A 13,709-nucleotide genomic window follows, 5' to 3' on the forward strand; every position below is an offset into this window, starting at 1 on the left:
TTCATCCCGCCTAGAGCTTCACGAAGTGCTGCACCACGTCCAGGCGTGGCAGGTTCAGCACGGCATCCGCGGCGGCCTGCACTGCCGGTTTGGCGTTGAACGCCACTCCCAGTGCGGCCGCCGCGAGCATGTCCAGGTCATTGGCGCCGTCGCCCACCGCTATGGTGTGTTCCGGTGCCACGTCCAGCTCCTGCGCCCATTCGGCCAGTGAGCGGGCCTTGACGGCACGGTCCACCACCTCCCCGGACACTGCGCCGGTCAGCACCCCGTCTTCGATTTCCAGCAGGTTTGCGCGCCGGAAGGTGAGCCGCAGCCGGTCGGCCAGCGGATCCAGCACCTGGCTGAACCCGCCGGACACAACGGCAACGCCGTGCCCGGCGGCCAGGAACTCCTTCACCAGCAGTTCGGCTCCGTCGGAAAGCTCAATTCGAGCCCCCACTTCGTCAATGACGGATGCCGGCAGCCCCGCCAGGGTCTTCACCCTGGCATGCAGGCTCGCGGCAAAGTCCAGTTCACCGCGCATGGCCGCCTCGGTCACGGCCGCCACCTCGGCCTCCCGTCCCGCGTGGGCCGCCAGCAGCTCGATGACCTCCTGCTTGATCAGGGTGGAGTCCACGTCCAGCACCAGCAGCTTCCGTGCCTCCTTCAGCAGCGACGGCGGCACCACGGCGCTCTGCTCCCCGCCCGGCTTTGCCGGCACGGCAGCCGAAGCTGCGGCGACGGTGCGCCGCAGCCGGGAGAGGCCGCCGTCGTACCCCACATAAAGCTTGGACACAGTGAAACCGTTCCCCGCAGCGTTCTCCAGTTCCAGGATCCGCGCCCCCAAACCGGAGACGGCGGCCTGTACCGCGCCGAGATAGGCATCGGACAGGTCCGTCCCGTAGCTGACGACACTGTATTCGGGGGAGTTCGGCATGGTTTCCGTTCTGCTCGGTTCAGCGTTGCGGTACCTGTTCGGTACGGGGGTTTCCCGGCCGCATCTGCGTGGCCGCTACGGCGTATCGTTTCGCCAATGCCCCTTTCCTTAGCCTAATGTCTAGTGCTATGAGTGATGTTCTTGAATTTGCCGGCGTCAGCGTTGTGCGCGGCGGCAAGACCCTGTTGGACGGCGTTAACTGGCAGGTCAAGGAGGGGGAGCGTTGGGTGGTTATGGGCCCCAACGGCGCCGGAAAGACCACGCTGCTGCAGATTGCCGGCGGACGGATGCACCCCACCCGCGGCGTAGCGGGAATCCTGGAGGAAGTCCTCGGCGCAGTGGACGTTTTTGAACTGCGCCCCCGTATCGGCCTGGCCTCCGCTGCACTTGCCGGGCAGATCCCCGACGACGAGACTGTCCTCAACGTGGTGGTCACGGCGTCCTACGGGATGACCGGCCGCTGGCGGGAGAAGTACGAAAAGCTCGACGAACGCCGTGCCTTTAATCTTCTGCACGAGTGGGGCATGTCCACTTTCATGAACCGCCGCTTCTCCTCGCTCAGTGAGGGTGAGCGCAAGCGGGTGCAGATTGCGCGTGCCCTGATGACGGACCCGGAGCTGCTGCTGCTGGATGAGCCGGCCGCCGGCCTGGACCTTGCCGGGCGCGAGGACCTGCTCTTCCGCCTCGGCGAGCTGGCCCGTGACGAGGAAGCGCCGGCCATGGTGCTGGTCACCCATCACCTCGAAGAGGTTCCCACCGGCTTCACGCACGCCCTGCTGCTGCGCGACGGCGGCGTGGTGGCGTCCGGTCCCATCGAAGAGGTCTTCACCGAAGAACACCTGAGCACTGCCTTTGACCTGCCGCTGGAGCTGCGCCGCGAGGGCGGCCGGTATTCAGCCACCGCCCGGCGCAGCTAGGCGAGCGGTCCCCGGGTGAACCTCCAGTACCTGCAGTCTGCCGACGATCCGCGCGTTTCCGACTACACCTCCCTTACGGACACATCCCTGAGGAAGCGCCGCGAGCCGGAGGAGGGCATGTACATTGCCGAATCCTCCAAGGTCCTGCGCCGCGCCGTCGACGCCGGCCACCGTCCGCGGTCCTTCTTCCTGGCCGAGAAGTGGCTTCCGGACCTGCAGGACATCCTGGACCGTTTTCCGGAGGTGCCCGCTTTTGTAGGCACCGCCGAGGTGCTCGAGGAAATCACCGGTTTCCACCTGCACCGCGGCGCCCTGGCGGCCATGGAGCGGCCCGCCCCGCTGGATTTGTCCCGGCTGCTGGCCTCGTCCCGCCGCATCGCCGTGCTCGAAGACATCGTGGACCACACCAATATCGGCGCCATCTTCCGCTCGGCCGCGGCCCTGCAGGTGGATGCCGTCCTCGTCACACCGCGGTGCGCGGATCCGCTGTACCGCCGCGCCATCCGGGTGAGCATGGGTACCGTGTTCCAGGTTCCCTGGGTGCGCCTGACGGACTGGCCCGGGCAGCTGGAGCAGCTGCGGGACGCCGGCTTCGTGACTGCTGCCCTGGCCCTGCGCGAGGATTCCCTGACCCTGGATGAACTCAGCGCCCGCCGCGACGAGCGCCTTGCCCTCGTCCTTGGCACCGAAGGCGACGGCCTGGCCGAAACCACCCTTGCCGGCGTCGATCTGGCCGTACGTATCCCGATGAGCGGCGGCGTCGATTCGCTGAACGTGGCTGCCGCCAGCGCCGTGGCTTTCTGGGAGTGCCGCCCCTAAAGCGCCCGGGCAGCCCGCTGCCCTTACCCTGCAGCCGCCCGGGTGCCAGACTGTGGCCAGTCACCCACCCCTTTGAGGATGCCAGCGGAGCTGCCATGGAATCCCGTGCAAGGACCCGGCCAGGAAAGCTCCTGGCGCTGTGCACGGGATTGCTGCTGACCGTTTCGGCCTGCGGTCCCACCGCGCAGCAGCTGCAGGAACGGGAGGCCTCCGCGTCGGCGTCGCCATCCGGTACCCGGACCGTTCCGACAGCACCGTCCCGCAGCGCCGTTCCCTCGCCGCCGCCGTCGCCGCCCGTTTCCGAACCGGCCGCTCCACCGCGTGTGGGCGTCACGGGCAGCCAGACCGGGATGCCGCAGCCGGTCCAGGACTCCTGCCAATGGCTGCTTCGCCGGGATCCGGAGCCGATGTCAGGTGCAGAAGCGGGGGCCTGCGTCTCCGCGGCCATGGCCGCAGGGGAGGGAGGCATCCAGACCCTGCAGACCGAAACCAGCTGGCTTCCCGCCGGCACCTACAGCGTCCGGTTCGCCACCGCTCCGGGTTTCGCCATGACCCTGCAGGGCATGGATGAGGACCTGGCCGTGAACATCCGGGATGGAAAGCGGGTGCTGCGGAAAAACGGCAAGGACATTTCCGCGGATCCGAAAGGCTCGGCCGAAGCGGCCTATGCCGCGGTCCTCGCCGACGCCGCCGAGTTGACGGTGCGGCCGGAAAAACTCGCCGCACTGCTCGCACCGGCGGCAGAGGTGGCGGTTCGGTACGGGGCGGTCCTGGAGGGGGAGGCATACACACAGATCAGCGGCAGCTTTGACACCGCGGACACCGGACCGGTGAGCGGACAGGAACCGGACTCATCCGCTGTGCTGCCGGCGGGTTCGTTCTCGCTCTATCTGGACGACTACTACCGGCCCGTCCGGATCGAGATCTCCGGGCTGAACCAGGGGATCACCTCGACCATCACCGCGGTCAATGCGCAGTGGGGAACCCGCCCGTAAACACGCGCCGGACCGTTTCCTGCCGGGGAACGAAATGCGCTAGTATGGGTTGCTGGCCGAATGTACGGCCGATAAAGCTTTCAACCACACTGTGCCTGGCAAAATCCAGGCACCAAAAGAAGGTAAAACTGTGAAGTCTGATATCCACCCCAAGTATGCTCCGGTTGTCTTCCGTGACCTCGCGTCCGACACCGCTTTCCTGACGGCCTCCACCGCCACCTCCTCCAAGACGATCGAGTGGGAAGACGGAAACACCTACCCGCTCATCGAGGTGGAAATCTCCTCCGCATCGCACCCGTTCTACACGGGCAAGCAGCGCATCATGGACTCCGCCGGCCGCGTGGAGCGCTTCAACGCCCGCTTCAAGGGCTTCGGCGCCAAGAAGTAGCAGTTCAGAAATACACAGCAGTACTTGGAGAAAGGTCCGCCGGCATCAGCCCGGCGGGCCTTTCCCTGTAAGGGGACCATCGGAGTCCCGGCACCGGTTCGGATCAGAGGAGTCATGATGGCAAGCGCAGACAACAGCGGACGCCGGCACGGCGAATACAAAGTTCCCGGCGGCAAACTGGTTGTCGTGGACCTGGATGTCCGTGACGGCCGGCTGGCCGATGTCTCCCTCGGCGGCGACTTCTTCCTGGAACCGGATGAAGCGCTCGGGGACATCAACGCCGCGCTTGAAGGGCTGCCTGCCGAGACGTCGTTCGGTGACATTGCCGCAGCGGTCCGTTCCGGGCTGTCGCCGGATGCGGTCCTCTTCGGTTTCTCGCCCGAGGCCGTAGCCACCACCGTGCGCCGCGCCCTGGGCAAGGCCACCGGTTGGGGCGACCACCAGTGGGAAATCATCCCGCCCACCCCGCTCTCCACGCACATGCACGTGGCGATGGACGAGGTCCTGGCGGAGGAAGTCGGTGCCGGCAAGCGCAATCCAACGCTCCGGTTCTGGGAATGGGAGTCGCCGTCCGTGGTGATCGGGAGCTTCCAGTCGCTGAAGAACGAAGTCGATCCCGAAGGGGCCCGGCGGCACGGGGTCACCGTGGTCCGCCGCATCACCGGTGGCGGTGCCATGTTCATGGAACACGGCAACGCCATCACCTACTCCCTCTACGTTCCCCAGTCCCTGGTGGACGGGCTGAGCTTCGCGGATTCCTACCCCTTCCTGGATGCCTGGGTAATGGAGTCCTTGAAGAAGCTCGGCATTTCCGCCTGGTACGTTCCGCTGAACGACATGGCTACCGACCAGGGCAAGATCGGCGGTGCCGCCCAGAAGCGGTTCAGCAGCGGCGGGATGCTGCACCACGTCACCATGTCCTACAACATCGACGCCGACAAGATGGTGGAGGTGCTGCGGATCGGCAAGGAAAAGCTCTCGGATAAGGGCACCACCAGCGCCAAGAAACGGGTGGACCCGCTCAAACGGCAGACCGGCCTCTCGCGCGAGGACATCATTGCCACCATGATGGACACCTTCGCCACACGGTACGGCGCCGTGCCGGCCGGCATCAGCGACGAGGAGCTGGCCCTTGCGGAGCAGAAAGTCGCGGAAAAGTTTGACACCCCTGAGTGGCTGAAGCGCGTACCCTAAGCCCCCGGCCTCCGGACCGCCGAGCTACCCCGGCGGCGGTCCGTAGGCCTACACTGCGGACATGGAGAAAAAGTCGCTGACCGCCCTTGCCCGCCAACATCTGGAAACCTCTCGGCAGGCGGCCAGCGGACGCAGCGCGTCGACCGTCTACGGCGGCCACGAGCACGTGCTGCGGCAGACAGTGATCGCCCTTCGGGCCGGGTTCGTGATGGACGAGCATGAAAATCCCGGCGAGGCCACTGTCTTTGTCCTCAAGGGCCGTGTGGCCCTGTCGGCAGAGGGCAACACCTGGGACGGCTCCGTCGGGGACCTGCTGATTGTTCCGCAGGCCCGGCACTCCGTCGAAGCGCTGGAAGACTCGGCCATCCTCCTCACCGTGGCCAAGCTGCAGCTGGCCTGACCGGCGGACCTACAGGGCTGCCGCCTGGACGCGCAGGGACCGGAGCAGCTGGTCCTGCTGTTCAATGATGATCCGCCGCAGCGCCGCCGGAGCCCCGCGGTGCAGTTCCAGCCATTCCACCGACTTCTGCACCACGGGATGATCCGCCGGCACCAGGCCCTGCACCGCATCCTGGTGTCCCGGGTAGAGCCCGCCGACCACACGGGAGGCCAGCTCGATGCTGCGCCCGGACCAGACCTCGGTGAGGGACGCGAAATAGTCCTCCAGGTATCCGTCCAGCAACTCGTGGCTGCCGAGGTTAAAGCCGGTAATCGTGGCCGAAAGCAGCTCGTTGGAGAGCGCATCGGAGTGCACCGAAGCCTGCCAGGCCGCGGCCTTGACGTCCGGATCGGGGAATGCTGCGGCGGCGGTGGTGTGGCCCACCCGTCCCGACGCCGTGGTGTCGCGTGCCAGTTCCGCATCCAGTTCCGCGCGGGTGGCCGAGCCCGTTGCCGCCAGCGCGACCCAGAGGCGCCAGCGAAGGTCCGAATCGACGGCCAGGCCGTCGATCCCCGCACTGCCGTCCAGGAGGCCGCGCAGAAGTTCGTTGTGGGTGCCGGTGCGCCGTCCGGCTCCGGCGGCGGCCCGCGCCCAGATGATCTGCCGGTCGCTGCCGGGCGCCGCTGCCTTCAGTTCCTCGACGATATGCGCGGAGAACTCCTCGCGCAGGCCGCCGCGGAGCGGTGCCGGTGCGTAGTACTCAATGGCGCTGAGGGCATTGTCCAGCAGCACCTGCAGCACGCCGGCACCGCTTTCCACGGGCGTGACGCGCTGGACCAGGCGCACATAGTCCTTGGCGCTCAGGACTCCGTCGCGGACACTGTTCCACAGTGCCGACAGGGTGATGGCCCGGGCGAGGGGATCACTCAGCCGGTGGAGGGACTCCAGCAGCGTGGCCAGCGACGCGTCGTCGAAACGGATCTTGGCGTAGGTCAGGTCCTCGTCATTGAGCAGCAGCAGGGCCGGACGCTGCCGGCCGATCAGGTCAGGTACCTCGGTCCGGGAACCGTCAACGTCCAGTTCCACGCTGTCGGTGCGGGTCAGCGCGCCGGCGGCGTCGAAATCGTAGAGGCCGATGCGGAGGCGGTGCGGACGGGGGACCTGTTCGCCGCTGACCGGATCCGGAGCGTTCTGGCGGATGACCACGGAAGTGTAGGCGCCGGCGTCGTCGGTTTCCGTCTCCGGAACCAGGACCGGAACGCCGGCGGTCTGCAGCCACCGGCCGGACCACAGGGCCATGTCCCGGCCGGACGCCGTTTCGAGGGCGGCAAGGAGATCCGCGAGGGTGGTGTTGCCAAAGGCATGGGCCCGGAAGTATCCCCGGGCTGCTTCGATGAAGGTATCGAACCCGACGTAGGCCACGAGCTGCTTCAGCACGGAGGCACCCTTGGCGTAGGTGATCCCGTCAAAGTTCTGTTTTGCCGCTTCCAGGTTGGGGATGTCCGCAACGATGGGGTGTGTGGTGGGCAGCTGGTCCTGGACGTAGGCCCACGCCTTGCGCCGGTTGGCGAAGCTGACCCAGGAGTTGGTGAAGTCCGTGGCGCGGTCCACGGCGAGGGCGCCCATGAAGTCGGCGAAGGATTCCTTGAGCCACAGGTCGTCCCACCATTTCATGGTGACCAGGTCCCCGAACCACATGTGTGCCATCTCGTGCAGGATGGTGTTGGCCCGGGCCTCGTACTGCGCCTCGGTGGCCCGGGACCGGAAGACGTACGCTTCGGTGAACGTCACCAGGCCGGGGTTTTCCATGGCGCCCAGGTTGTACTCCGGGACAAAGGCGGAGTCGTACTTGCCGAAGGGGTACGGGAAGTCAAAGAGTTCGTGGAAGTAGTCCAGCCCGCGCTTGGTCACGCCGAAGATGTTCTCCGGGTCGAAGTACTCGGCCAGGGAGGAGCGGCAGTAGGCGGCCAGGGGAACCCGCAGCTCCGAACCGTCCTCCAGCCGGCGGGACCACTCGTCGTCGGCCCGGTGGTAGGGACCGGCCAGCACCGAGGTGATGTAGGTGGAGATGCGCTGCGTGGGGGCGAAGTCCCAGCGGCTGAGCGTGCCGTCGCCCAGCGGCGTCCGCTGCGTTTCGGCACCGTTGGACGCCACTTCCCATCCGCTCGGCGCCGTCACGCTGAAGTGAAAGGCGGCCTTCAGGTCCGGCTGTTCAAAGTCCGCAAAGACACGGCGCGCGTCAGCGGGTTCGTACTGCGTGTAAAGGTAGGTACGCCCGTCCGCAGGGTCGCGGAACCGGTGCAGGCCTTCGCCACTGCGGCTGTAGAGGGCAGTGCCGTCCACGGTGACGGTGTTCTCTGCCTGCAGACCGGGCAGGTGGATCCGGGATTCGTCCACGGCCTCGGCCAGGTCCAGTTCGGTGCCGTTCAGGACAACGGAGGAGACCCCGTCGTGGATGAAGTCCAGGAACGTTTCCGCCCCCGGCTCCGAGCAGCTGAAGGCAATCGTGCTGCGGGTCCGGAAGCCCCTGGCACCGGGGTCCTCGGCGTTCCCCAGGTCCAGATGGACATCATAGGAGGTCACGGACAGCAGGCGGGAGCGCAGAGCGGCTTCATCACGACTCAGGTTCTGGTTAGGCACCTGTTCATTCAATCACTTCTTCACGGTCCCGGGCGGCCCCGGCAGCCTATCCGGCCAGCAGCACCGCCACTGCCAGCCCCAGGCACGAGATCAGCACCCATGAGGTCAAGGCGGCTGCCGCGGCGCGGACGCCCGAGGCGAGGAGCATCCGGACCCGGACGCCGGCGCCCAGCGCAAACAGGGCGGCGGCAAAGAGGAGTTCCTGCAGTACTGCGGCGGCGTCCAGCGCCGCGTCGGGCAGCACACCCCAGGTGCGGACCAGGATCAGTGCGAGGAAGCCCAGGACGAACAGGGGGACCAGGGGCGGCCGCTTGCCGGCTGCGGAACCATTCGCCTCGGCGCGGCGGGCCAGCAGCCCTGCTGCTGCGGTCATCGGCGCCAGGAGCACTACGCGTGCCAGCTTCACGACGACGGCGGCGGCCAGCGCCGCGGTTCCTGCGGTCTGCGCCGTGGCCACTACCTGGCCGACGTCGTGCACCGACGCTCCGGCCCAGGAGCCGAAAACCTCCGGAGGCAGGTTCAGGAGCCCTCCGGCCACCGGCAGCGCAGCAATGGCCAGGGTGCCGCAAAGCGTCACGAGGGCTGCCGGGACCACCGTGTCTTCGGTGCGGGTCCTGCGGACGGCGGCCATCGCGCCGACGGCCGACACCCCGCAGATGGAGAATCCCGCAGCGATCAGCACCGGTTCGTCACCCGGGAGGCGGAACAGCCGGCAGATGGCGTAGGTCCCCGCGAACGCCGCCAGCACCAGCGCCACGATCAGCAGCAGTGCCGTCCAGCCCAGTCCCGCAATGTCGACCAGGGAGACCTTCAGCCCCAGCAGGACGATTCCGAGGCGCAGGAACTTGCGCGCAGCCAGGGCAAGGCCCGGTTTCCAGGCGCCCGCCGTCCGGGCCGCGGTGCCGGGCAGGTTCGCTGCCAGCAGGCCCAGGACAACCGCGGCCGTCAGGACAGGTACTGCGGGCAGGAGCAGATGCAGCAGGTAGGACACGACGACGGCGGCCGCCGCGGCCAGCAGCCCCGGAACAGTGCCGCGCAGGCGGACGGGCCGGGAGGACGGCCCGGGGGAGGAGCAAGCGGGGGAATCTGGCACGTCTACACCCTGCCGCAGTCGCGGCAGTTATCCAAAGCGGCCCGTCTTTCACTGCCGCCGGACGCCGTAGATCCGGTTGCCGTACTGCGGGCCGCCCGTCCGTTGCTAGCATTGGGGCACCATCCTCAAGGAACCGGGAAGCACCCATGAGTTCGCAAGGCAATAATGGAAGCGTCTCCGGCCCTTCCGTGCAGCAGCAGATCTCTTCCCCGTGGTTGTTCCCCGCGGAAGAAGTGGCTTCGGCGCTGGAGACGAACCCGGAGACCGGGCTGGACGCCGGCGAGGTGAGGGACCGGGTGGAGCGTTACGGCCCCAACTCTCTTGCGGAGGGAAAAAGAACACCTGCCTGGCGGAAGATCCTGGCCCTGCTCTCGGACCGGCTGACCATCGTCCTGATCATCGCCGCGGTTGTCAGTGCCGTGGTCTCCCGCGAGTGGGAAACCCCGGTGGTGATCCTGCTGGTCATCATCCTCAACACCACCCTGAACTATGTGCAGGAGCGACGGGCAGAGAACAGCCTGGAAGCCCTGCGCAACGCGTCGGTGGACAGCTGCCGGGTGCTGCGGTCCGGCAACGCGGTGACGGCGGAACGGACCGAGCTGGTGCCCGGCGACGTCGTGCTCCTTGAGGCGGGGGACAGCGTACCGGCGGACGGACGGCTGCTGGAGGCCGTCCGCCTGCAGGTAGCCGAGGCGGCGCTCACCGGCGAGTCCAAGCCCACCAATAAGATCACCGCCCCGCTGTCGGATCCGCAGCTGCCGGTCGCGGACCGCACCAACCTGCTCTTTATGGACACCGACGTGACGCGCGGCCGTGCCGTCCTGCTGGTGACCGGAACCGGCATGAACACCCAGATCGGCACCATCGCGCACCTCCTGGGCAGCACCACGGAGGAAAAGACCACCCTGCAGCGCAGCATCGACCAGCTGGCCCGGGTCCTGACCTACATCGCCCTCGCCGTCGTTGCCCTCGTCTTCGTGCTGGGGCTGCTGCGCGGGGACAGCTGGGAGGACCTGTTCCTGACCGCCGTCTCGCTGGCCGTGGCGACCATCCCGGAGGGCCTGACCGCCGTCGTCGCCTTCACCCTGGCCATGGGCGCGTCCCGGCTCGCTGCCCGCGGCGCCATCATCAAGCAGCTGGCAGCGGTGGAAACCCTGGGCAGCACCTCGCAGATCTGCACCGACAAGACCGGCACCCTCACGCTGAACGAAATGACGGTACGCCGGCTGTACTCTCCGTCGGGCCGCCGCTTCCGGGTGACCGGAAACGGCTATTCCACCGACGGGAAGATCCTCAGCCCGGACGGACAGTCCACTCCCTTGCCCCCGGAGGGGTATATGGCCATGGCGCTGTGCAACGATGCCTCGGTCGAGGACGGCAGGCTGACCGGCGACCCGACCGAGGGCTCCCTGGTGGTCCTGGCGGAAAAGGGCGGGATCGACGTCGCCGGCGCCCGCGCCACCCACCGGCGCATCGCCGAAGTTCCGTTCGATTCCGACTACAAGTTCATGGCCACGTTCAACCGCGACGCCGGGGCCGCCGTCCACTGCAACGTCAAGGGGGCGCCCGGCGTGGTCCTGGACCGGACAGCGTTCCTGCAGACCCCGGACGGTCTGGTCCCGCTGGACCCCGAAGAACGCGCGCGCATCTCCCGCGACGTGGAGTCCCTGGCCAACGCCGGCCTGCGGACCATGGCCGTGGCGGGTCGGGTGCTCGATGCACCGCTGCCGTCCAGCCCGGAGGCGCTGTTTGCCGAGGCCGCCAACCTGGTGCTGTACGCCGTCGTCGGGATCCTGGATCCGCCCCGGCAGGAGGCCGGAGAAGCCATCGCCAAGGCGCGGGCGGCCGGAATCGACGTGCATATGATCACCGGAGACCATCTGGTCACGGCGTCGGCCATTGCCCGGGACCTCGGCATCGAGGGCCGGGCAGCCGCGGGCACGGCACTGGACGCCATGGACGATGACGAGCTGCGGGCCGAGGCGCCGCATCTGGGAGTGCTGGCCCGCGTTTCGCCCGAGCACAAGATCCGGATTGTGGAGGCGCTTCAGGCGGACGGCTACATCGTGGCCATGACCGGCGACGGCGTGAATGACGCTCCGGCGCTCAAACGCGCCGACATCGGGATTGCCATGGGCATCACGGGCACCGACGTGTCCAAGGGCGCGGCCAAGATGATCCTCACGGATGACAATTTCGCCACCATTGTGGCCGCCGTCGAAGAAGGCCGCGGCATCTATGACAACATCCTGAAATTCGTCCGGTTCCAGCTGACCACGGCCTGGGGCTTCGTGCTGATCTTCCTTGCAGCAGCGACCTTCGGCTTCGCCGGCGGAGCGCCCTTCACTGCACTGCAGATCCTCTGGGTGAACATCATCATGGACGGTCCGCCCGCCCTCGCCCTGGGCGTGGACCGGACCGATCCGGAGGTGATGAAACGCCCGCCCCGGCCGGCCGCCGAACCCCTGCTGACGGGCCGGCGGATCGCCGTGCTGACAATGCTCGGCATCGTGATGGCGGTGGGCACCTGCACCGTCCTGGTGAATGCACCGCGGTGGTTCCCCGAAAGTGCCGGCAGCACCAACTTCGCCACCACGATGGCTTTTACCACCTTCGTGTTCTACCAGGTGTTCAACCTGCTGAACGTGCGCTCCGAAACCGGCAGTGTCTTCACCCTGCGGACCTTCACCAATCGAGCCATCTGGGTTTCCCTGGTCGCAGTGGTGGTGCTGCAGATCCTGGTGGTGCAGCTGAGTATCTTCGGCGGACTCTTCGACACCGTGCCGCTCACCTCGGGGCAGTGGCTGCTGTGCTTCGCCGTCGGTGCCACCGTGCTGGTCATCTCCGAGATCGGCAAGGCCGTACAGCGGCTGGCCGCCCGCCGCCGGCCGGCTGCCGGGAAGGCCCGCGCCGGACGGCCGTCAGCTTCTTACCAGGGGGAGGGCTTGTAGTCCTTGAGGAAGACGCCGTACTGGTCTTCGCCGCTTTCCCCCATCACAATCGGGTCATAGACCCGGGCTGCGCCGTCCACCAGGTCCAGCGGGGCGTGGAAGCCTTCCTCCGCCAGGCGCACCTTGGTGGGGTGGGGACGCTCGTCGGTGATCCAGCCGGTGTCCACGGCGGTCATCAGGATCCCGTCCGTTTCCAGCATTTCCTCCGCACTGGTGCGGGTCAGCATGTTCAGCGCGGCCTTGGCCATGTTCGTGTGCGGATGTCCGGGGCCCTTGTAGCGGCGCGAGAACTGGCCCTCCATGGCGGACACGTTCACGATGTATTTCCGCCGCGCCGACGAGGCCGCCATCGCCGGGCGAAGCCGGTTGACCAGCAGGAACGGCGCCGTGACGTTGCACAGCTGCACCTCCAGCATCTCCAGCGGATCCACCTGGTCCACCACCTGCGTCCAGCTGTTGACCGGAGCGATGTCCGGCACCAGTCCGCCGGCGTCGATCGCGGTGCCGGCTTCGAGCCGGGCCAGCGAGGAGGACCCGGCCGTCAGCGCCAGCGCCGTGACGGCGTCGGCCGCCAGCACCGGGTGGGCGGCGACGGATCCGGCCAGCGCGGTCGGGTGGGCGTCATAGGTGTGTCCGAAGGTCACCAGTTCGGGCATGGGCCCGTCCGGCAGCGGTGCCAGTTCGGCGTCGGTCAGCGGACGGTAGGCGTTGGAGGAACGCCGGACCGTCTGGGCCGCGTTGTTGATCAGGATGTCGAGGGGACCGGCCTCTGCCACGGACTCGGCCAGCGAAATGACCTGGGCAGGGTCGCGCAGGTCAATGCCGACAATACGCAGCCGGTGCAGCCAGTCTGCGGAGTCCTCCATCGCGGCGAAACGGCGTGCGGCATCCTTCGGGAAGCGGGTGGTGATGGTGGTGTGCGCTCCGTCGCGCAGCAGCCGCAGGGCAATGTACATGCCGATCTTGGCCCGTCCGCCGGTCAGCAGCGCGCGTTTGCCGGTCAGATCCGTCCGGGCATCGCGCTTGGTGTGGCTGAAGCCTGCACATTCGGGGCAGAGCTGGTGGTAGAAGGCATCCACCGTCGTGTACGGCTGCTTGCAGATGTAGCAGTTGCGCGGCTTCAGCAGCGTTCCGGCGGAGGGGCCGTGGGCGGCGCTGGTGAGCTGGGCGCCGCGGGTTTCATCGTCGATCCGGTCAGCGGCGCCGGTGGCAGTGAGGGCGACGACGGCGCGGTCCGCCTCAGCTACGGCGGAGCGCTTTTCGTTCTTCCGGTGCTTCTTCACGGACTTGAACATCTTGGCGGTGGCCCGCCGGACCGCGACGTAGTCGGGGTTTTCTTCATCCAGGACATGGATGGAAGCCAGGACCTTCAGGGCGGTCTGGATTTCTTCCGGGCTTAGTTCAGGGGTGCTCATTG

General features: G+C 67.5%; 11 protein-coding genes. 7 read left to right on the plus strand and 4 right to left on the minus strand.

Features of this window, described 5'->3' with window-relative positions:
- Positions 1-10: 10 nt before the first annotated feature.
- The gene (gene serB / locus N2K95_RS08490) at positions 11-916 is read right to left on the minus strand and encodes a phosphoserine phosphatase SerB (RefSeq protein WP_260651218.1); all 906 of its coding nucleotides are present in this window, start codon (positions 914-916) and stop codon (positions 11-13) included.
- Positions 917-1,044: 128 nt separating this feature from the next.
- Here serB and N2K95_RS08495 point away from each other — a divergent pair, with 128 nt between their 5' ends.
- The 6 genes from N2K95_RS08495 to N2K95_RS08520 all read left to right on the plus strand — a co-directional run bounded on the left by N2K95_RS08495 (position 1,045) and on the right by N2K95_RS08520 (position 5,629).
- Positions 1,045-1,833, plus strand: coding sequence for an ABC transporter ATP-binding protein (locus N2K95_RS08495; protein ID WP_255792072.1), 789 nt, complete (start codon positions 1,045-1,047; stop codon positions 1,831-1,833).
- Positions 1,834-1,848: 15 nt separating this feature from the next.
- The gene (locus N2K95_RS08500; protein ID WP_260651219.1) at positions 1,849-2,652 is read left to right on the plus strand and encodes a TrmH family RNA methyltransferase; all 804 of its coding nucleotides are present in this window, start codon (positions 1,849-1,851) and stop codon (positions 2,650-2,652) included.
- Positions 2,653-2,747: 95 nt separating this feature from the next.
- The gene (locus N2K95_RS08505; protein WP_260651220.1) at positions 2,748-3,647 is read left to right on the plus strand and encodes a hypothetical protein; all 900 of its coding nucleotides are present in this window, start codon (positions 2,748-2,750) and stop codon (positions 3,645-3,647) included.
- 130 nt (positions 3,648-3,777) lie between these two features.
- Positions 3,778-4,035, plus strand: a complete 258-nt coding sequence (locus tag N2K95_RS08510) for a type B 50S ribosomal protein L31 (protein ID WP_146361982.1) — start codon at positions 3,778-3,780, stop codon at positions 4,033-4,035.
- Between the two features lie 117 nt (positions 4,036-4,152).
- Positions 4,153-5,229, plus strand: a complete 1,077-nt coding sequence (locus N2K95_RS08515; RefSeq protein WP_260651221.1) for a lipoate--protein ligase family protein — start codon at positions 4,153-4,155, stop codon at positions 5,227-5,229.
- Between the two features lie 61 nt (positions 5,230-5,290).
- Positions 5,291-5,629, plus strand: coding sequence for a cupin domain-containing protein (locus N2K95_RS08520; protein ID WP_255792068.1), 339 nt, complete (start codon positions 5,291-5,293; stop codon positions 5,627-5,629).
- A 9-nt stretch (positions 5,630-5,638) separates the two neighbouring features.
- On the opposite strand, the gene pepN is transcribed toward N2K95_RS08520, so the two are convergent.
- Both pepN and N2K95_RS08530 read right to left on the minus strand, forming a co-directional pair.
- Complete coding sequence (gene pepN, locus N2K95_RS08525) at positions 5,639-8,248, minus strand: aminopeptidase N (RefSeq protein WP_260651222.1); 2,610 nt, start codon at positions 8,246-8,248, stop codon at positions 5,639-5,641.
- Between the two features lie 46 nt (positions 8,249-8,294).
- Positions 8,295-9,341, minus strand: a complete 1,047-nt coding sequence (locus N2K95_RS08530; RefSeq protein ID WP_407080073.1) for a YeiH family protein — start codon at positions 9,339-9,341, stop codon at positions 8,295-8,297.
- 146 nt (positions 9,342-9,487) lie between these two features.
- On the opposite strand from N2K95_RS08530, the gene N2K95_RS08535 reads away from it, so the two are divergent.
- Positions 9,488-12,292 carry a cation-translocating P-type ATPase gene (locus N2K95_RS08535; protein WP_260651223.1) on the plus strand — a complete coding sequence of 935 codons (2,805 nt, stop codon included), beginning with the start codon at positions 9,488-9,490 and terminating at the stop codon, positions 12,290-12,292.
- On the opposite strand, the gene N2K95_RS08540 is transcribed toward N2K95_RS08535, so the two are convergent.
- The gene (locus N2K95_RS08540) at positions 12,271-13,707 is read right to left on the minus strand and encodes an SDR family oxidoreductase (protein ID WP_260651224.1); all 1,437 of its coding nucleotides are present in this window, start codon (positions 13,705-13,707) and stop codon (positions 12,271-12,273) included. The two genes, N2K95_RS08535 and N2K95_RS08540, sit on opposite strands and share 22 nt — an antisense overlap.
- Between the last annotated feature and the right edge of the window lie 2 nt (positions 13,708-13,709).

Source organism: Arthrobacter zhaoxinii (genome assembly GCF_025244925.1).
In the GTDB taxonomy this organism is placed as follows: Bacteria; Actinomycetota; Actinomycetes; order Actinomycetales; family Micrococcaceae; genus Arthrobacter_B; species Arthrobacter_B zhaoxinii.

Coding starts and splice junctions, on each gene's coding strand:
- serB (WP_260651218.1), bottom strand. CDS start 916: ATGCCGAACTCCCCCGAATACAGTGTCGTCAGCTACGGGACGGACCTG.
- N2K95_RS08495 (WP_255792072.1), top strand. CDS start 1,045: ATGAGTGATGTTCTTGAATTTGCCGGCGTCAGCGTTGTGCGCGGCGGC.
- N2K95_RS08505 (WP_260651220.1), top strand. CDS start 2,748: ATGGAATCCCGTGCAAGGACCCGGCCAGGAAAGCTCCTGGCGCTGTGC.
- N2K95_RS08515 (WP_260651221.1), top strand. CDS start 4,153: ATGGCAAGCGCAGACAACAGCGGACGCCGGCACGGCGAATACAAAGTT.
- N2K95_RS08520 (WP_255792068.1), top strand. CDS start 5,291: ATGGAGAAAAAGTCGCTGACCGCCCTTGCCCGCCAACATCTGGAAACC.
- N2K95_RS08535 (WP_260651223.1), top strand. CDS start 9,488: ATGAGTTCGCAAGGCAATAATGGAAGCGTCTCCGGCCCTTCCGTGCAG.
- N2K95_RS08540 (WP_260651224.1), bottom strand. CDS start 13,707: ATGAGCACCCCTGAACTAAGCCCGGAAGAAATCCAGACCGCCCTGAAG.